The sequence below is a fragment of the Gloeocapsopsis sp. IPPAS B-1203 genome, from assembly GCF_002749975.1.
Classification (GTDB): Bacteria; Cyanobacteriota; Cyanobacteriia; order Cyanobacteriales; family Chroococcidiopsidaceae; genus Gloeocapsopsis.
In genome coordinates this window covers 58,088-77,123 of sequence record NZ_PEIG01000015.1, presented here as the reverse complement: position 1 = coordinate 77,123, position 19,036 = coordinate 58,088, and the positions used below count along the sequence as shown (strand labels likewise).

Here is a 19,036-nt window from a genome sequence, read left to right as displayed (position 1 = left end):
CTCCGTCAAGCTTCTTTAGAGGAAAACTCTCAACTGTACAAAAAGCTCTCATTTGCTACCAAAAGCCGATGACGATTCGCTTTCAAGCTGATGCGGATCTCAATCATAATATTGTTGTGGGTGTTTTGAGACAAGAACCATCGATCGATTTTCAAACTGCTTTAGTTGCCAAGTTAGAAGGACTCCCCGATCAAGAGGTGTTGGCAATCGCTGCCAAACAAGGACGAATTTTGATATCCCACGATCAACGAACGATGCCGCTGCATTTCGCTGATTTTATCACCACTCAAACCAGCCCAGGAGTTTTAATTGTGCCTAAAACGATCTTGATTTCGGAAGTCATTGACTCTTTGATCCTAATTTGGGCTGCATCCACCACAGACGAGTGGACAAACCGAATTATCTTTTTACCGTTTTAGTTTGAGATCGAGGCATTTACTGCTACCAAATCACTGAGTGCGATCGCATTTTATCTATTCATTTGGTAAAGTTACCGTACGCGGTTTAGGTGTTTGAGAGCGTCCATTGACAACGATTGTAAATTTTAGTTCTGATCAAGAGTTAATATTTTAGGCAATTCACTTGCTTTCAATATGACTAAAGAAATTCAAGAACAAATCTCTTACTATGATGCTAGAGCTAAAGAATATGATGAATGGTTTTATCGCATTGGTCGTTATGATCGCGGCTGGGAACTGAATCAACGTTGGTTTGACGAAGTTGCTGTTTTAAAAAATGCATTGCAGCAAGTAGGCAAAGTTGAATCAATTTTAGAATTAGCCTGCGGTACAGGAATCTGGACACAAGAATTACTCAAGCTAGGCGATCAAGTTACAGCAATTGATGCTTCTGCTGAAATGATTGCGATTAATAAAGAAAAACTAAAGAGTATAAATAAGGTTGATTATCATCAATTCGATCTATTTTCTTGGCGACCAAATACACAATATGATTTAGTCTTCTTTTCTTTCTGGCTATCGCACGTTCCTCCCACGCAAGTTGATGAGTTTTTGCTCAAGGTTTATCGTGCTGTACGTCCTGGTGGAAAAGTCTTTATTATTGATTCTCGCTTTGATTCTACTTCAACAGCTAAAGATCATCGTTTTGAAAATGAAAACGAGATTTATCAACAGCGTAAGCTAAATGATGGTCAAAAATATAAAATATTTAAAATTTATTATCGACCAGATAATTTATTACAGAAATTAACTCAAGCTGGCTTTCAGGCAAATGTAAAGCAAACAAATAATTATTTTATTTACGCTGAAGGTCAAAAAAGATAAAACGCAACATTTCACTTGAAATCAAAACTAACTTAAATAATTTGCTGAATCTACTATTCTAGCTTGCAGATTTTGTCGGTAATTATATTTTAAATCTGATAGCTAATTAATTTAGCTGGAACTTGCTTAACAGGATTATCAGGTGATTTAATTTGGACACTTTTAATACTTAAATTAGAATTGATTGACGTTTCAAGTCTTTCTCTATCTTCCAAGGCAAAAGAATAATACTTAGTTTCTCAAATAAGAGCGAACAATCTCAATGTTTTATTCGCTTGATAATCGATATTAAGATAACGATAAGCCTTATTTGGGTGTTCTATATTCCACATACCTCTTATTCTTAAATGGGTAATACCTAAAGGATCTACCTTATTAACTCGTCCTAATTCTTTTGTTTTACTAAACTCAACTCCTGGAATTGCAACGACCCCATCAGCAATAATAGTTCTTATTCTCTCGTAAACTTCTCTACTTGCTGCATAACAGTCACCATAGATGAACCACAGTAGTGATAGCTTATTCTTTTTTATTGAACCAATAGCATATATTAAATCCCTTTCGTACCAACTCTCGCAATTACGGCAATTAGCTGTAATCATTGGGCCATCAGCAAACAGTTTTGCTGAGGGATAAGAACTATTTAAAGCAATTTGGCTATTTTCTGATTCAATCTTTTTAACTTCTATTGCATCTCCTCCATTAATCAACATTAAGTCAGGAGGATTGTTGGCATTACCAAAATACGAAAAAGTTTTTTCATATGCTATATTCTTCTTATTTTCATCAGTTTCACTTAACGTATTAGCAAAAATGTCTTTAACAAAATATTCTAAAACATCACCAACAGCGTTAATTCTATTTTTACTACGATAAAAACTTGCTATGTCAGCCATTGAATTTTGAGTAGCTGTATAAATAGCTCGGAGAAAGTTTCCCATAATTTTACATTCCAAGGCATGATTAAACAAGATTTAAACTTAATTGTAGTGGCTCTTGGGTTGTTTGCCCTAGATATTGCTCTTGAGGCTCTTGTAAATCATCCTTAATCACTTTTGCAACAGCATAAGCAAAATTAACAGGTACAGCATTACCAATCATTTTGTAGGCAGAAGTTAAGTTTTTATAGTAAAAAATAAATTCGTCAGGGAAAGTTTGAGTTCTCGCACACTCTCTCACAGATAATCTTCTATATGAATAAGGTGAGTTTGGATCAAAAATCCATTTGTCTTTATCAACATGAATCATTCTATTTGCTTGTGGATGAATTGGAGCATGACGACCACCTGCTTGAATTGTAAATGATGGTTCGTTCCAAAGGCGGACACGATTTCGTGACATATAAATACTAGAAAAGCTTCCCTGCATATATTCATGATTTGGTACAGCACAAAGTTGGGGATGTGTGTTATTTTGTGCAGGTAAAGCTGAATCTTTTAAATTCCAAATAGCTTGCTTGAGTGTAGGTATAGGAAGTGTACGTACAAGACGATTAAAATCGAACTGCTTTTTTAGATCGTAACGGTAGCCGATGAAAATAACTCGCTTTCGATCTTGTGGAACGTTGTAATAGAGTGCATTCAGTAATTTATAAGAAGTATTATATCCAGCTTCTTTAAAGGCATTGAGAATATTAGTTATGGCTTGAGAATGTTTTTTGTGCAACATTCCTGAAACATTCTCAGCTAAAAAAAATAAAGGTTGTTTAACTTTAAGAATCTGAATATAGTCTAAAAAGAGTTGACCGCGCTCGTCACTTATCCCTGCTTGATTACCAGCTTCACTCCAGCTTTGACAGGGAGGACCACCAATAATACCAAGACAATCTGGTATGTCTGCATAGAAAATGTTTTTTATATTCCTTTTTTCAAGAAAAGTATTAACATGATTTTTCTCGTAAGTTTCCCAGATATCTTTATCAAATTCATTCGCCCATACGATATTAAAACCTGCTTTTGAAAAACCTAAATCAAGTCCGCCGCAGCCTGAAAAGAGTGAAACAACACTGGACACTTTCTTTATGTCGGCGCAGCCGCTTACAAAAGTGTCCTCATTAAGCTTTTCCATCCAATTACCGAAAATGCATCATATTTACGTCTTTTTCTTTATTTTATTGCTATTGAATGTTGATTTGTTCAGCATAATCTTATCAATATAGAAATCATGCTGTACGTTTAAGTACTTAACTCAAAGAGGAAGCCAGACGATCGCACTTTTCTCTCCATCAGAAGCGATCGCATACTTCCCCTTGTTTACCGTCAAGCTTGTCTTAAAGTATCAGCTTGCTGCTGAGTTGTAATCACTGCGTTTTCAGGAACGCGCACGCCGTTACGCAGCGTGACACCGACGACGATCGCCTGACTACCAATTGTGACGTTGTTACCCACTTGCGAGCGAAATAAAATCGCATCATCACCAATAGTTAAATTGTCACCAACTTCCAATGGTCCATGAAAGACAATATTGTCATCACTATCTAAGTTTCTACCAATGCGAATGCTAGTACCTTTGAGTGCATGAAAGGTGACGCGATCTTCAATTTCTGCATTATCACCAATCACGATCGGAGTCCCTTCATCCGCCCGAATTGATGTTCGTTGACCGATGGTACTGTTATCACCGATTCTAACATCGCCTACCACCCGCACAAATTCAGCAATTTGCACATTTTTCCCTAAAGTTGGTTTCACAGGTTTGGGGTTCCAAGAGGTTCTTGGTGCTACACTCGCGCCAACAACCGCATCAAATCCTTCGCTGTTGTAGAGTTCGCTATAGTGTTCCGCAAATTCCTCATTAACTTCGAGTACTTCAGTCTGAAACTCAGAATTATCATCAGTTTTGAGCGGTAAAGCATCTGCTTGCGCTTGAGTTGTAATCACTGCGCCGATTGGTACAAGCCGATTTTTACCAATCTTGACATTCGTGAGTCTCGCACCGTGTAAGACAAATGCACCATCTTCTAGCACGACATTATTCAGATATGCTCGAAAACCGATGAAGGTGAAGTTACCAACATACGAGTTTTCAATCTTGGCTTGATGCGCAATGCTAACTTTTTCACCCGTACTACTTGTTATCCCCGTAGCTCCCAATCTACCGCACCTTGTTGAGCGCGGAGATGGCAAATTTCGCAATGCTAAGAAAAGAATGTTGTCTTGCAGGTTAGTTTCACTCTCTAAGCAAATACTCGTACCAGGATCTGCTCTAATAACAGTATTACCAGAAATAAACACACCCCTACCAATAGAAATATCGCCAAACAATTCATCGAGTGGACTTAAGAAACTGGAGTTTACCGCAATTGTTGTTGGGCGGGCTAAGCTAAACAGTTCTGTTTCCGCAGAAAATGCTATTCCTCCAATTGTTAAGGTACTTAAGATGAGTGCAATGAGTGCCACCCTGACTTGATTTCTAATTCTACGCACAATCAACCTTTAATAGTTATTCAGAACAAAATGAGCAACGGTATATTCAACTACCATTACTCATCGCTGGATTATAGAGTTCGGCTGGTGTTAATTTCTCTAATGAAAACAAAAGTATGCAAATGATTTCTTACGATAAGTAAATAGATTCATTGACTGCAAGAAATTATGCTACTCCATTTGAGCACTTGGTTAGAAGTCGAAACGTATTTAGAAAAATCTCAGGGAATTATTCTTCCTATCGGTTCTACCGAACAGCATGGACCAACGGGATTAATTGGTACTGATGCAATTTGTGCAGAAGCGATCGCGCGTGGTGTTGGTGACACGACTGGCGCACTTGTTAGCCCAACAATCAATGTTGGTATGGCACTGCATCACACCGCGTTTCCTGGTACGATTAGCCTGCGCCCTAGTACGATGATTTTAGTCATCCGCGACTATATTACTTGTTTAGCGAAAGCAGGATTTACCAAGTTTTTCTTTATCAACGGACATGGTGGTAATATTGCCACACTCAAAGCTGCGTTTGCGGAAACTTATACTTATCTTGCAGAAATTGGTGTAAGCAACGCCGATCAAGTCCAGTGTCAGATTGGTAACTGGTTCATGTGCGGTTCGGTGTATCAGTTAGCCAAGGAATTATACGGCGATCGCGAAGGTTCGCACGCTACTCCAAGTGAAGTTGCAGTGACTCAATATGTTTATCCTGAATCGATCAAACACGCGCCTTTATCTGCTGAAGTTGGTAAAGGACATCCCATATATGGTCCTGTTAACTTTCGCCAGCATTATCCTGATGGACGTATGGGTTCCGATCCGGCGTTAGCGACACCCGAACACGGGTTACAGTTGTATGATTTGGCGGTAAAAGAGTTGAGTAACAATTACTTAAAATTTATTGGTAAGGCGATCGCATAAAAGCGCACAATTCTATCTCACCTTTGGTAGTGTAAATATTCTCTTGTTCTTACTGCGGCATACTTGTGAGAGGTAGAAGATTGTTTTCAGCAACTCCTTGTTCAGGCTAGTTCATGCCAGAAACTCGAATCAGATCTTCCTTAACTCTTGGGCAAATCCTACTCTACAGTTGTGCTTCTGCTGGTCTTAACATCATTAGTATTACTGTCTCGACTTGGTTGCTCTACTTTTACGCGCCACCACCCGACTCAGGACGTACTCAATATTTATCTGTTACTCTGGCGGGGATACTGCTAGTCGTTGGTAGATTATGGGATGCCATTATTGACCCGCTTATTGGTTATTGGAGTGATGTTAACCACAGCCGTTGGGGTCGTCGTCGTCCCTTTCTTATGTTTGCTACTCCAGTTTGTGTCATAGCGCTGCTTTTACTTTGGACGCCTCCAGTAACTAGCCCCAGTCTACTGAATGCAATCTACTTTTTTTTTGTGACAACTGCTTTTTATACATGCTTGAGCTTGATCAGCATTCCTTACGATGGTAGCTTGCCAGAAATGGCAGCAGTACCTGCTGAGTATGTCACTCTCAGTATGTGGAAAAATATCTTTGGCACAACGGGTGTACTGCTTGGGGCGTTATTAGCTTCGCCACTATTTAGTCATGCTGGTGCTCTAGCAATGGCTTTAGTAGTCGGTGGTATAGGGCTAGTTAGTGTTTGGTTGACGTTGTTTGGATTGCGAGAAAAACACCGCTCCACAGGTGGTTCGCTGAGCTTGTGGTCAAGTCTGCATCTCACGTTTAAAAACCGCCAGTTTTTAAGTTTGTTTGCTTCCACTTTGATCATTCATGTTGCTTATTCCATGCTGCTTGCGAATTTGCCCTACTTTGTCACATTGGTAGTCGGTAGGAGTGAAGCTGATGTCAGTATCTTTCAAGCTGTAGTGGTATTGACAATGGTTGTGTCTGCACCTACATGGAATTGGTTGAGTCAACGATATGCTAACCGCTCGTTACTGAGGTTCGCCATGCTGGGTTTGGCTGTGGTTTCCAGCCTCACCTTTACCGTTGGGCTGCTACCTGGGATTGGAGTGATGGCTCATGCTCTGCTGATGCTGGCGCTGCTTGGACCGCTTTTAGGGGGATATTTCGTGCTTGTATTTGCCATGATGGGAAGTGTGGTCGATTATGACGAATTATTGACTACTCACCGTCGAGAAGCAATTTATTACGGCACGTTTTCGCTAGCAGTTGGAGTTGGACCTTCTGTGGCGGCTTTAATTCTGCCATTTATTTTTGAGAGCTATGGATATACAGCAACTAATCCGCTTGGTGTACGAATTGCTTTCTTGGTTACTGGCTTGTTGGCAATGCTAGGAGTTATAGCATTTCTCGGTTATCAGCTGGGCGATACTCCACAAGAACAACATCTTTTCAATTCTAAGCAGGGCGATCGCACCCATCGTTAGTGTCATTGCACGAGGTAGCATATTTGATTTTGCCTGTGGTGTAACAGAGCATTACAGTACAATTTCCAAGCTCGATTGAGACAGGCTGGGAGGATAGAATTATTCGCAGAACCAGTTTTGCTTCTTAGCTGCGTCATCGAGATGACTATCAACTCCACTTCGCTTAAACCGTTTAACCCCCAACAGATTAGCCCCCGTCGGATAGCTCTCCAGTTTGATTCTCAGACTCCTCGTCTTTGGTTTCAAAATAACTCAATCATAACCCAGTTGTTTAACGGCACAAATCTGTTCTTGCCAGCATTTGAGGCTTACATGGTACGAGCAGTTCAAGGTCAACTCCGGCATCTCCAAGATCCAGTGCGATCGCAGGCGAGTGGGCTAATCGGGCAGGAAGCCAACCATAGCCAAGCACATCAGCAGTATAACGAGATCCTCCGCAATCAAAATTACCACTTTGAGACCTATTTGAAGCTCATCCACTGGTTCTTTGGGCAACTGATGCCGCAGTTGGGACTCTCTTTTCAACTGGCAGCGATCGCGGGGTTTGAACATCTCACAGCATCTCTATCGGAAGTTACCCTTCGTCACAACATATTAGCGCCAGCCCACCCAGCAATGAAAGCCCTTTGGGAATGGCACGCTGCTGAAGAACTAGAACACAAGAACATTGCCTTCGACCTGTTGGAGACAGTTGACGGATCTTATTGGCGAAGAGTCTTAGGGGGATTATGGGGAATGGCGATCGTTGTGAGTTTTATGGTGATTGGAATGCTGCTTTTGGCTACTCAAGATCCCAGATTTGTGAGTTTCAAAACACTCTCTGATCTGAACAAGTTGTTTTTAACAGAATATTGCTTGATTCCTCGAACTGTGCGACATATCATTCCCTACTTCCGACCTGGATTTCATCCCTCCCAGCGAGATGACCGTTACTACGGAGAACAGATTTTTCCACCATCGGCGATTAGTTAAACAGAGTACTGCAAGCGCTACCTGGATGGTTGCTGCTCATGCTTGGGATATTGCTGGTGCTGTTCGCGCTGGTTTGAGAACTGTCTTCACTAATCAATAGGAGAAAAACTACCTTATTTAGTTGCAGTTGCAAACAAGATTATCGAGGTTTCTTGAGAAGTTGCTTGAAGTAAGGGTTGTGTTGCCAAAAAATATAGAGCAATTGTTGTTATCTCAGTTTAGTAATAAAATTTAATGCTAGAATTTTGCATTAAGCAAAGTGAGAAGTTAAATTCCGAGGCTGCTATGTGAGCGATCGCCAATTTAAAGATGGATAGAGTCATCACACTGACAGATTTTTGTGAATTAAAAGCGGAACTACAAAAGAAGGGGGAAGCCGCCTATCACTCTGATGGATTTGACAGCACTGTAGAGTGGAGACACCCCCTTCGGTAAAGCCTGTTGGAGAGATTCTGTTGCGTCCTGGACTTTATATTTGTACCTATGATGAGGAAAATCAATACAGTTGGAGTTTGAAGGAGCAACATTGTGAGCGAAGCAAGCTGATATTAGGATTCCAGTTATTAGGAAATCATCAAGTACGGCAAGAGGTGTTTCAAAACGATGTATTTGATGAAGTTGCAGGTGAAGGATATTTGTGCTGTGTTCATGGAGCTACAGAGATTGAAACGTATGCTGCTCGCTCGCGTCTACTGAGAACTAGAATTCATATAGAGCCTGATTTTTTAAGAACCTTCAGCATGGAGTCGATCGACTCATTTCCCTGTGCTCTGAAAGCGTTCATCGAGGGCGACGAAAGAGTGTATTTCAACCGTTCTGTAGGTAAGATGACGGCTGTGGTGCAAGTGGCTTGGCAGCACATCTTAAGTTGCCCTTATCAGGGTATGATGACACGTCTTTACTTGGAAAGTAAGGTTTTAGAAATTATCACCTTGCAGTTTGCGCAGTTGACAGAACAGAACATCAAGGAGTGCAATAGTCTTCGAGCAAGGGATATTGCTTGTATTTATGAAGCAAAAGATTTACTGAATCAATGCTTGGAGAACCCACCATCTTTAATTGAGCTAGCACGGCAAGTTGGGTTGAATGACTACAAGCTTAAAGTAGGCTTTCGGCAAGTGTTCGACACAACGGTCTTTGGCTATTTGCACGAACGCCGTATGGAGCGGGCTGTACACCTGCTACAAGAGACTCAACTCAGCTTAACCGAAATTGCTTATGCCATTGGTTATGCTTGTCCTGCATCATTCAGTACTACATTTCGGAAAAAATTTGGCATGAGTCCTCGTTCCTATCGAGTAATGACAGAAAAAAGATCCAGCTAGAAAAAGAATGATCCGGTTAGAAAAAGATTTACTAGTTCACACCTTATATTATTTTGTTTGACTCTTCTTATGAGAAGTTTTCTCACTTAGTGTATAGAACGAGTAGGTGTGAGGGAATAGTATGAGACAACCACAGCAGTGGAATGGTATATGGACGATCGCTTTGATTGGGTGCTTAACCCAAGCTGTTTGGTTACTTGTGACACAACCAGTTCGGGCAGATACGAACCTGGAAGCAACAGAATCTGATGCGTTGTCAACGATTCCCGCCGACTAAATCCCTCAACTCAGTGATGTGGAACAGCCTGCCCTCACTGTTGAGGAGTGGGCAAGCTGGCTTGCCCACTCCTCAACAGCAGTACAAATTACAGGCGTGCAATTGAATTCTACCGATAGCGGGATAGAGATCATTTTAGACAGCACAGGAGAACTAGAACAACCGTCAACATCCGCTGTAGGCAATGCCCTGATTGTAGATATCCCTAATGCAGTGTTGAACTTACCAGACGGTGAGGAATTTCAAGCTACCAATCCATCAGAAGATATTGCCCTAGTATCTATCACCCCTTTGCCAGGAAACTGGGTTCGGATCGCCATTACAGGATTGAATTCACCTCCTGTTGCTGAAGTAAGACAGGCGGAACCAGGCTTGATTGTAAGTCTTTCTCCTGGTACAGAAGTTAGTGAAGAAGACAATGATGCGATTCAGGTTGTAGTCACGGGTGAACAAGAATCGGGATATGCTGCTGACAATGCGACAACAGCAACCAGAACTGATACACCGTTGCGAGATATTCCTCAATCGATCCAGGTGATTCCGAAGCAAGTCCTGGTAGACCAGCAAGTTATTCAACTGAGAGATGCTGTTCGCAATATATCAGGAGTCGTAGAAGCAAATACATTTGGTAACACTCGTGACACCTTCATTATTCGTGGGTTTGAGCAAGGTGTTATTCTACAAGATGGCTTGAGAGGATTCCGAAATAACACCCAAAGCAGTTTCATAGAATCTGCTAATGTTGAAAGGATCGAGGTTCTTAAAGGACCTGCTTCCGTACTATACGGCACACTTGAACCTGGTGGGGTCATTAACGTTATTACAGAACAACCATTAGAGTTCCCTTTCTACTCCATTGAGCTGCAAGGAGGAAACTTTGGTCTGATTCGACCCAGCATTGATCTGTCAGGTTCACTAAACCCAGACGGAACGTTGCTCTATCGACTCAATGCTGTATATGAAAATGGAAATAGTTTTCGTGATTTTGATCAAAACATTGAGCGGATCTTTGTTTCTCCGGTTGTTGCTTGGCGAATTAGCGATCGCACCGACTTTGCTCTTAACTTTGAATACTTAAATGATACTAGACCCTTCGATCGAGGAATTCTTGCGTTCGGGACTGGTATTGCAGATATTCCCTACGATCGTGTTCTAGGTGAGCCAGACGATCGCATCACAGCCGAAGGGTTTAGTGCCAGTTATCGTTTGGAGCATCGCTTTAGTGACAACTGGTCACTTCGCAATGCGTTTCGCTTCTCCTCAACGAATGGAGGTTACAGGGCGGTGGAACCTGATAACCTTGATGAGAATACAGGCATATTAGCTAGAACTTGGACTGACAGTGAATCTCACATTGAAAGCTATTCCCTCCAAACAACTCTAGCTGGTGAGTTTAGAACGGGATCAGTCGGTCATACACTTTTGTTCGGGGTTGATCTAAATCGAGATACCAATGTCTACAATAATTACTTTGATTTTGGTGGCGCTCCCAGTATCAACATTTTTGATCCAGTCTATGGTCTTGCTTCATTTCCTGATCGAGAAGACCTGCAAGACCGCTTCTTCTTGAATACTAGAACCGACTGTAACAGCAATTCTGTACCACCATGTTCATCTAGAATTGATTGCACCTGTTCTCCAAAAACAGCATTATCCTGAGTTTCTTTGGCTTTTGTAGATGCTTTTAATACTCGCCCAAAAGTAGCCAATAACTCTGATGTTTCCGTCAAATGTTTGTCACGTAATTCCTGCAATCGCTGTTTAGCATTATTTTGAATCTTGAGGATATGTTTATTAAACATATCAACAAGATAATCGCGGGTGTTAACCTGTGCTTCGTACAATAGACATAACAGCAACGTCCGACGTTTGGGTAAATTGATATTGAAATTCCAAGATATCCAAAGCCCTAGCCTGTGCCGCAAAATGTCTAACTTTGGTGATAGCAATACTTTGCAGCAGTCGCTTGGCATCACCAAAGGTCATAAGAATATCAAATTTATTTTGTATGAGTTTAATCGCACTAAGTTTGGCGCTTTTAGGTGGCGATTTCAGTAAATTAAGAGTGGCATTTTCATCTACCTCATTATTTGTAACCACTAGCAATTGGTCTAGATAAATCTGCTCATTGATGGAAAGACCCTCAGAACAAAGTGCAAACAGGCGATTATTAACCATTGAACGAATGTGACGAATTAATCGGTCAAGAGTGCTAAATGCTGGTAACTCGTATCGTTCTTTAACTAATTCTTCAATTGCTACATTGATTAAATCAGCAGGGTGGTCTTTTACCTCAGTAGCTTCTGCAACTAATGCGGCTATTAATCTTTGACCTGCTTTATCGTACTGTTTAACTTTCAGGTAATCCCGAATCGTCTTTTGGTAGGAGTAGCGTTGACGATCTCTTGGGATTGCTTTTACCCAAGAATGTAAATTTAAACACGACCGTAGATGTCGTCTTACCGCGATGGGAACCAGTTCTGGATGAGGAAAATAACCAAGCCGTTGAAAGGATTTTAACATGACAATGAAGCTGAGAAACCCTTCGTGGCTCTTGGTTTTAGACTTTGCTAATTTAATTTCTTCTGGCGTTGGTGTATAAAGTTCTGCAAGCTCCTTGGCATCGGGAAATTGTTTAAATCTGGGATAAGCTGTACGGTCTATTAAGGTCATTCCAGTGATATTTACAACACAAAACAGCAAGAAGTGACTGAAAATACATTTATCCCTCACTGTTTAACCACACAGTATTTTATATTCTTTGTGGTAAACATACCTAATCAAAGTACCCGAAAACTGTCGAGTGCTTGAGCAAAGACCGAACGGCACTGCTGGCGTTTTACAACTTCCCGGCAGAACACTGGTTACACATCCGCACCTCGAACCCAATTGAATCGACCTTTGCCACCGTGCGCTTGCGAACCGACAAAACACGCGGGTGTGTTTCACAACCCTTGCATTCTCTCGTTGGTGTTCAAGTTGGTGCAAAGCGCCCAGCAACGCTGGTTGCGAATTCAAAAGTTCGACCGCTTGGCACAAGTGATTGAGAAAGTCAAGTTCACCGATGGCGTGAGAGTCGAAGCGCTACCCGATCACGCTCGTCAAAACGAGGCCGCCTAATTTTCCCCATACACCAGACTTGACAATATCTCAGAAAACTCGCGAAGCAAACTGCGCTCATCTAAATCGAGGTTTATAATCTCCGTTCTTCTTACGATTTCCAGGGAAGCGGCGATCGATAGGGATTCTCCTGCATATCCAGCACCTCCCACGTCACAGGGTTGACCTGCCCTGTAACGGGGATGTTGTAGCGTTGTTGTAAGTTTCTCACCGCAGACTCTGTAATCACACCAAATGCGCCATCAACAACGGCACCACTCGGATTTCTCAACCTGACTCCGGCGGCACCTAAGAAACCATTGTCTGAGAGAATTTGCTGCAACATTTGCACACTTCTGCCGCGATCGCCCCGCCTCAAAGTTGGCAATGTGAAATTCGTATAGGCAGTAGCAACCAGTATGGGAGAGGATTAGACTGAGGGAGTGGCGATCGCCGAATTCGTTTGCACAGCCCCAATCACTCCTGTTGTGACTACGATTGACAGAGTGATTTTAGCAAGCATGGCAGTGATTTCAGAAATTGAGCGTTGTGTCGTGATCGATTTCATTATCTTTCTCCTGTTTGTCGTTTGAACGTACCTTTGCTTGCTGTTGGCGTTTTACTTGCTTAGTGCGAAGCTCTGCGAGCGCGCTAGCGCTATCGCTTGCCAATTCTGTTGTTGTATGTCTGATGCAAGCTGCATTGGATTCTCGTCTGATCTAACTTGAGTGTAATGATTGTCAACGCTCAACTTCTTTCAGATTCTTATGGGGTTAGCGAACCTGTTTGGAGGTCATTTTGCGAAGCAAGGTTCCCCAGAGATAATCGCTAAGTCTGTTTTCCGATAACATCAATATCGACTGATTCGCTGACTAGTGCTACCAGCCATTAACTAGCTCTTGAATTTTAGATTGTGCTTCGTCTAGCCCCCGTTTTCGTGCCTCGTCTCCCATATCTAGACCATTGGCATGAATGAACTGAATGTCGGTCACACCCATGTATTGAAAAGCATACCGGAGCGCAGGTTCCTGACTATCCCATCCTTCGTAAGGAGATCCTGCTTCAAACTCAACGCCTCGTGATGTGATGAACAAAACTTTTTTACCGTTCGCCAGTCCTTTGACTTGACCATTCTCCTCTATGAATGTGCGACCCACACGAACCACTTGATCAATGTAGGCTTTGAAATTGGACGGAATGCTGAAGTTGTACATTGGCACACTGAAAACACATCGATCGGCTGCCAAAAACTCATCCACTAACTCATCAGAAAACTTCAGCAGTTCAGCTATTTCTGGAGTCAGTGCTTCTGGCGCAGTAAAAACAGCCGCAATCCAGTCTTCGGTGACATGAGGAACTGGCGTTTGTCTTAAATCACGATAGGTGATCACGTCATCAGGATGTAAGTCATGCCACGCATCGATAAACTTCTTTGCCAACTGGCGAGATTTGGAGCGATCGCCTCGTGGACTTGAATCAAGATGTAAAATACTTGCCATAGTGCCTCAATAAATTTGGGCTTATTCATTGTGTTCCTTGGGTCGGTACGTTTGACTCTATTTCACGTTGCTGAGACAGCTTGCACGCTCTGATTGACTTGAGGAGGTGCTAAGACCCATGCCAGCGAACACTATCACCGGAACCGTTGGCAGGTTGACAACAACGTGAACGATGACGGCAGTCCAGACCGATCCACTGCGGCGGAATACCTCCCCAGCGATCAGACCGACCACCAAGGCTACGGGGAAGGCGGTGTTGATACCGTGAGCGAGAGCAAAGATTAGGGCGCTGCCTACGACCCCAACGAATGAACCGTAGCGCAGCAGGGCGTTGGCGACGACACCCCGCAAGAGCAACTCCTCACCGACGGGCGTGAGGATGCCGAGAAACAACGTCGCCAAAACCAGAGACAGTACTCCACCCCTACCGCCCTCTGTGTACATACCCTGGATATTGGTGGCATCCCCGGTGATCCGAATCCAAGCTAGGACTGCCAAAATCCTGAGCACGAAAGCAACCACTCCCGCTCTGACCCCGATCCGCAGCCAGCGCTTGGAAACTGGGCGTACACCGAAGGCGCTCAGGGAACGAATCCGCAGTAACACAGCCGCGACAAACCCGGCAGTTCCGGCGATGCCGGAGAGCGCAGCGAAGATCAGACCGTAGATTACGGGGTCAAGACCGAGCCGCTTGAGTTATGAACCACCCCCGAATCCAACGATCGCTAAGACGACAAGACCAACAATGATCTCAGACCAGCCCGGACGGGAATCTTTGTTGGGTGCGATCGCGGCAGGGGGCTTCTGCGGGTGGTTTTTAGAAGACATTTTAGACATGGTGATGAACTCCTTTTTGTTACCTGGTGCTTAATCGCTTCGTCTGATGGGTTGAACAACAATCTCACTAACATCCACTTCTGCGGGCTGCTCGATCGCATCTGCCGGAATCATTGTCTTGCGAAATTCCTCCACCCACTCCGCCGCTTCAGTATCAGTGATTGTGCTGGGCAGTTCAGATTCAGTTGGTCCAGGTGAGATGACCGTGACTCGGATATCGGTCGATTCCTGCCGCAGTCCCTCAGAGATTGCCCAGACTGCGAATTTCGTAGCGCAGTACACGGCTGCGGTCGGATAGACGTTGTGCCCCCCAGTTGAGGATAGATTGATAAACTGCCCCGATCGTTGCTGCTTGAAGAGAGGCAAAGCAGCAGCAATACCATGAAGGACACCCCGAATGTTCACATCAATCATGCGGTTCCACTCGTCGATTTTTAAGACCTCTAGCTTCGAGAGCGGCATCAAGCCTGCATTGTTCACAATGACATCAAGACGACCAAATTGATCTTTAGCAAACTCGACAAAGGCTTGCATGTCTTCGAGGTTAGTGACATCCAGAGCGCGATATTCTGCTTCGCCGCCTTTCTCACGAATTTCAGAAGCGATCGCTTCAAGTCGATCAGTTCGTCTTGCTCCCAACACAACCCGTAAACCCTTCTGAGCAAGCAATCTAGCAGTTGCTTCACCAATACCGCTACTGGCTCCAGTAATCGCAATAACTTTGTTCTCAACAGTTGACATCGTAGTTCTTCTCCTATGGTTGATCAAAGCTGATTTACAGTTGGGATGCCTCAGCAGCACTTCGATTGGCATTATGACCTGAAGATTAACTTTCCTGTTGCAGAAAGTTTAGCAACGCGGGATTGACCTGATCGGCGTGAGTCCAGTTGATGGCGTGCGGTCCGCCAGGGATGACAACAAGTTGACTGTTTTTAATCAGCTTCGGGAGTCTTGCTGCGGTGGACTCAAGCGGCAAAATGCGATCAGCATCACCATGAATGATCAGGGTTGGTACATCAATGCGGGGCAGATCATTGCGGAAATCGGTGAGCCAGGACGGTACACAATCTAAAGTCGCTTTCGCAGAAGACGCTACAGCCACATTCCAACTTGCCTGAATTGCTTCATTGCTAATTCGATCGCCAAGCAACACATCCACATTGAAGAACGCTTTGAAAAATTCAGAAAAGTAAGCTGGACGATCTTCAACGATCGCTTTCATAATGCCATCGAAGACACTTTGGTCAACGCCCTTTAAATTGTCGTTCGTCTTTAACAAAAATGGTGGGACAGAAGCCATTAGCACCGCTTTCTGCACCCGTTCTGAGCCATATTTGCCAAGATAGCGCGTCACTTCACCTGTTCCCATTGAGAAGCCAACCAACACGGTATTTTGCAAGTCAAGCTGGGTCATGAGTGTATTCAAATCGGCGGCGAAGGTATCGTAGTCATAACCAGATGAGGGTTGACTAGAGTTGCCAAATCCACGGCGATCGTAGGTAATGACTCGATACCCTGCATTCAGCAGCACTAAGGTCTGCTTTTCCCAGGAATGACCGTTGAGGGGAAATCCATGAATCAGAACAATCGGTTGACCTGTGCCAAGATCTTCGTAGTAGAGATCAATGGTTGCAGAATTTTCTTGACCGACAGTAACGTAAGGCATTGCAATCTCCTATGAATGCTGAATTTGAATTGTTAGCTGGCTGTGGACACAGCACCCATTTAGATTTGTGCCATGCCACCATCTACAAACAGCTCGATGCCGTTGACAAAGCTGCTGTCATCAGAAGCAAGAAAGACAACAGCTTTGGCGATCTCGTCGGGCGTGCCGACTCGTCCCAATGGAATATTTTTAGCTTGGCTCTCCACAAATTCTTTCGCCTGCTCTTCACTGAATCCAAACTGATCGTAACCAGGAGTCGGAGTGACACCAGGGCTGAGCGCATTCACTCGAATCTGGCGGTCTTTAAGGTCGAGTGTCCAGTTGCGGGCAAACGATCGCACGGCAGCTTTAGTCGCGCCATACACGCTGAAGGCTGGAGTACCAACGATAGAAGAAGTTGAGCCAGTCAGGATGATGGAAGCACCCTCTGGTATCAGCGGCAGTGCCTTCTGCACAGTGAAAAGTAGACCTTTGACGTTGATGTTGAATGTTTTGTCAAAGTGTTCTTCGGCGATCGATCCGAGCGGGATGGGTTCTCCAATGCCAGCATTGGCGAAGATCACATCCAAGTGACCTTGCTCTTGCTTGATCGTGGCGTAAAGACGATCGAGTTCTGCCAGATTTGATACATCGCCCTGAATGCCCATCACGTTTTTACCAATCTCGTTTACCGCAGCATCAAGTTCAGTCTGACGACGACCCATGATAAAGACATAAGCACCTTCAGCGACAAATCGCTTGGCAGTAGCAAGACCGATGCCGCTGGAGCCGCCAGTGACAAGCGCAACTTTTCCTGAGAGTTTTTGTGACATGGTATTTTCCTGGTTGAGTTTGGGGATTGTTATGAACGACGATGATTTGTCAGAGCCTTACCGTGTGAGTGAATGGGGTGCGAGATGTCCGATCGTCGATCGAAACACATCATCTGGATCGTATTTCTGCTTAAGATCGAGCAATCGCTCATAGTTCGACCCGAAGGCAAGCCGAACGCGCTCCTGTTCTTGCTCATCTAGGAGATTGATGTATCCCCCTTTGAAAGCATAGGGTGCTAGTGCCTGTGAGAGGTTCTGTGCCCATTGGATATACCGCTGCTCGTCGTCCTGTGGCTCCCAAGCTGCAATTAGCTCAACCATCAGATGATCCTGACGCAGCGCAAAAGCAGTCTCAGATACACCTACCCGACTTGCGGCTCCATGAAAGTGATGGATGTTAATCGCCGAAAACGGAGAAGGCAATGGCAGTCCCTGTTCAATCAGTGCCTCGATCGTCTCAGTCTGTAAGCCGTCAAGCGACTGAGTTTGAAGGTAGCCGTGACGACCCTTTGGAGTGAACGCATCGTTACTATGAATTAATTCGTGATAAGAAACAGATTGCATCTGATCGACCAGCACTGTACCAAAAGTCCGCAGAGGTGCGATCGCTTGTTCACCCGCTTCAATAGAACCACAATAAGTCGGTGAGAGAAACAGCACCATCTGACCATCGGGGATCTGAAGGAATCCAGACCGAATCGTCAATTCATCAGGAGCGGTGGCGATGAACTCGTTAAAACGGTGTAACACAGTTCTAGCTTGCTCCAAAGGATAGAGCAGTAAGCCCGATAACACGGTTGTGAGCGGATGCAGGCGAAACTCCAGGGAAACAACGACACCAAAATTGCCACCACCACCGCGCAGTCCCCAGAGTAGGTCGGCGTTTTCCTCGGCGTTTGCGGTGATAAGCTGCCCATCAGCAGTGACCACTTGTGCCGACAGCAAATTATCAGCAGCCAGTCCATAGGCACCGTTCAGAGGACCATAGCCGCCCCCCAGAGTCAGTCCGGTCATACCAACGCTAGAGATTGTTCCCGTGACGGTTGCTAACCCGTATTGCTGTGCTGCCTCAATCAGGTCGCTAGCCGTTGCTCCAGCTTGAATTTGAGCTGTGCGCGTGTCTGGATCAACGGTGACGGCTCGCATCTGGGACAGATCGATCACCACACCATTCTCGATCAGCGATCGTCCGAAAATCTCATGTCCAGCACCTCGAACCGAGAGAGGTAGATTATGCGATCGTGTCCAGCGAATCGTATGAATCACATCTTGTACAGTGAGACAACGAGCGATCGCAGCGGGTTGTGTCTTCACCCTGCCATTGAAGAGTTGACGCACCTGTTCATAATCAGCATCTTGAGGAAAAAAAAGCTGTTCTGTGAGCAGTGCTGCGAGATCGTTGAAAGCAGCACTGTGACGGTATGTAGTTGTCATGATTTCTCCTTAATTTGTCA

Annotated in this window: 21 protein-coding genes and 1 pseudogene; 10 read left to right on the top strand and 12 right to left on the bottom strand. The window is 44.1% G+C overall.

Translation table 11 applies throughout. From position 1 onward, the window contains the following. The first annotated feature begins 68 nt into the window (after window positions 1-68). Together CSQ79_RS21985 and CSQ79_RS21980 are read left to right on the top strand one after the other, a co-directional pair. On the top strand, window positions 69-419 hold the full coding sequence (locus CSQ79_RS21985; RefSeq protein WP_099703265.1) for a DUF5615 family PIN-like protein: 351 nt from the start codon (window positions 69-71) through the stop codon (window positions 417-419). Window positions 420-593: 174 nt separating this feature from the next. After that, window positions 594-1,283, top strand: a complete 690-nt coding sequence (locus tag CSQ79_RS21980) for a class I SAM-dependent DNA methyltransferase (RefSeq protein ID WP_099703264.1) — start codon at window positions 594-596, stop codon at window positions 1,281-1,283. Window positions 1,284-1,522: 239 nt separating this feature from the next. Here CSQ79_RS21980 and CSQ79_RS21975 read toward each other — a convergent pair whose 3' ends face one another. From CSQ79_RS21975 to CSQ79_RS21965, 3 genes are all read right to left on the bottom strand, one after another. After that, a complete protein-coding gene (locus CSQ79_RS21975) occupies window positions 1,523-2,224 on the bottom strand; it encodes an NgoPII family restriction endonuclease (RefSeq protein ID WP_289501422.1) in 702 nt (233 codons plus the stop codon). Between the two features lie 22 nt (window positions 2,225-2,246). Continuing rightward, window positions 2,247-3,350: a DNA cytosine methyltransferase gene (locus CSQ79_RS21970; protein WP_099703263.1), complete on the bottom strand. Its 1,104-nt coding sequence runs from the start codon at window positions 3,348-3,350 to the stop codon at window positions 2,247-2,249. 191 nt (window positions 3,351-3,541) lie between these two features. Then, the gene (locus CSQ79_RS21965) at window positions 3,542-4,708 is read right to left on the bottom strand and encodes a DapH/DapD/GlmU-related protein (RefSeq protein WP_289501421.1); all 1,167 of its coding nucleotides are present in this window, start codon (window positions 4,706-4,708) and stop codon (window positions 3,542-3,544) included. Between the two features lie 168 nt (window positions 4,709-4,876). On the opposite strand from CSQ79_RS21965, the gene CSQ79_RS21960 reads away from it, so the two are divergent. The 6 genes from CSQ79_RS21960 (at window position 4,877) to CSQ79_RS21940 (ending at window position 11,328) form a co-directional block, all read left to right on the top strand. Further along, complete coding sequence (locus CSQ79_RS21960) at window positions 4,877-5,629, top strand: creatininase family protein (RefSeq protein WP_099703261.1); 753 nt, start codon at window positions 4,877-4,879, stop codon at window positions 5,627-5,629. 113 nt (window positions 5,630-5,742) lie between these two features. After that, complete coding sequence (locus CSQ79_RS21955; protein WP_099703260.1) at window positions 5,743-7,095, top strand: MFS transporter; 1,353 nt, start codon at window positions 5,743-5,745, stop codon at window positions 7,093-7,095. A gap of 141 nt (window positions 7,096-7,236) precedes the next feature. After that, window positions 7,237-8,067 (top strand): metal-dependent hydrolase, encoded by an 831-nt coding sequence (locus CSQ79_RS21950; RefSeq protein WP_099703259.1) that lies wholly within the window; start codon window positions 7,237-7,239, stop codon window positions 8,065-8,067. A 413-nt stretch (window positions 8,068-8,480) separates the two neighbouring features. Next, window positions 8,481-9,392, top strand: a complete 912-nt coding sequence (locus tag CSQ79_RS21945; protein ID WP_099703258.1) for a helix-turn-helix transcriptional regulator — start codon at window positions 8,481-8,483, stop codon at window positions 9,390-9,392. Between the two features lie 121 nt (window positions 9,393-9,513). Continuing rightward, on the top strand, window positions 9,514-9,669 hold the full coding sequence (locus CSQ79_RS28325) for a hypothetical protein (RefSeq protein ID WP_289501420.1): 156 nt from the start codon (window positions 9,514-9,516) through the stop codon (window positions 9,667-9,669). An 18-nt stretch (window positions 9,670-9,687) separates the two neighbouring features. Then, window positions 9,688-11,328 (top strand): TonB-dependent receptor plug domain-containing protein, encoded by a 1,641-nt coding sequence (locus tag CSQ79_RS21940; RefSeq protein ID WP_289501419.1) that lies wholly within the window; start codon window positions 9,688-9,690, stop codon window positions 11,326-11,328. A gap of 165 nt (window positions 11,329-11,493) precedes the next feature. On the opposite strand, the gene CSQ79_RS21935 is transcribed toward CSQ79_RS21940, so the two are convergent. Then, a complete protein-coding gene (locus CSQ79_RS21935) occupies window positions 11,494-12,342 on the bottom strand; it encodes a DUF4158 domain-containing protein (RefSeq protein WP_099703256.1) in 849 nt (282 codons plus the stop codon). Between the two features lie 107 nt (window positions 12,343-12,449). On the opposite strand from CSQ79_RS21935, the pseudogene CSQ79_RS21930 reads away from it, so the two are divergent. Beyond that, window positions 12,450-12,789: pseudogene (locus tag CSQ79_RS21930) on the top strand (transposase); the annotation flags it as partial. A gap of 91 nt (window positions 12,790-12,880) precedes the next feature. On the opposite strand, the gene CSQ79_RS21925 reads toward CSQ79_RS21930, so the two are convergent. From CSQ79_RS21925 to CSQ79_RS21915, 4 genes are all read right to left on the bottom strand, one after another. Then, window positions 12,881-13,156 carry a peptidoglycan-binding domain-containing protein gene (locus tag CSQ79_RS21925; RefSeq protein WP_289501418.1) on the bottom strand — a complete coding sequence of 92 codons (276 nt, stop codon included), beginning with the start codon at window positions 13,154-13,156 and terminating at the stop codon, window positions 12,881-12,883. Window positions 13,157-13,198: 42 nt separating this feature from the next. Then, window positions 13,199-13,336: a hypothetical protein gene (locus CSQ79_RS28320; protein ID WP_289501417.1), complete on the bottom strand. Its 138-nt coding sequence runs from the start codon at window positions 13,334-13,336 to the stop codon at window positions 13,199-13,201. A gap of 310 nt (window positions 13,337-13,646) precedes the next feature. Continuing rightward, window positions 13,647-14,267 carry an FMN-dependent NADH-azoreductase gene (locus CSQ79_RS21920; protein ID WP_099703254.1) on the bottom strand — a complete coding sequence of 207 codons (621 nt, stop codon included), beginning with the start codon at window positions 14,265-14,267 and terminating at the stop codon, window positions 13,647-13,649. Window positions 14,268-14,324: 57 nt separating this feature from the next. Then, on the bottom strand, window positions 14,325-14,873 hold the full coding sequence (locus CSQ79_RS21915) for a CPBP family intramembrane glutamic endopeptidase (protein WP_289501416.1): 549 nt from the start codon (window positions 14,871-14,873) through the stop codon (window positions 14,325-14,327). A gap of 85 nt (window positions 14,874-14,958) precedes the next feature. On the opposite strand from CSQ79_RS21915, the gene CSQ79_RS28315 reads away from it, so the two are divergent. Beyond that, window positions 14,959-15,138, top strand: coding sequence for a hypothetical protein (locus CSQ79_RS28315; RefSeq protein ID WP_289501415.1), 180 nt, complete (start codon window positions 14,959-14,961; stop codon window positions 15,136-15,138). Here CSQ79_RS28315 and CSQ79_RS21910 read toward each other — a convergent pair. The 4 genes from CSQ79_RS21910 to CSQ79_RS21895 all read right to left on the bottom strand — a co-directional run bounded on the left by CSQ79_RS21910 (window position 15,135) and on the right by CSQ79_RS21895 (window position 19,016). After that, entirely contained in the window at window positions 15,135-15,845 is a 711-nt protein-coding gene (locus CSQ79_RS21910; RefSeq protein ID WP_099703253.1) for an SDR family oxidoreductase, read from the bottom strand. The two genes, CSQ79_RS28315 and CSQ79_RS21910, sit on opposite strands and share 4 nt — an antisense overlap. Before the next feature lie 85 nt (window positions 15,846-15,930). Then, a complete protein-coding gene (locus tag CSQ79_RS21905) occupies window positions 15,931-16,770 on the bottom strand; it encodes an alpha/beta fold hydrolase (protein ID WP_099703252.1) in 840 nt (279 codons plus the stop codon). 59 nt (window positions 16,771-16,829) lie between these two features. After that, the gene (locus tag CSQ79_RS21900) at window positions 16,830-17,582 is read right to left on the bottom strand and encodes a glucose 1-dehydrogenase (protein ID WP_099703251.1); all 753 of its coding nucleotides are present in this window, start codon (window positions 17,580-17,582) and stop codon (window positions 16,830-16,832) included. Window positions 17,583-17,639: 57 nt separating this feature from the next. Continuing rightward, complete coding sequence (locus tag CSQ79_RS21895) at window positions 17,640-19,016, bottom strand: FAD-binding oxidoreductase (protein ID WP_099703250.1); 1,377 nt, start codon at window positions 19,014-19,016, stop codon at window positions 17,640-17,642. Window positions 19,017-19,036: the final 20 nt, after the last annotated feature.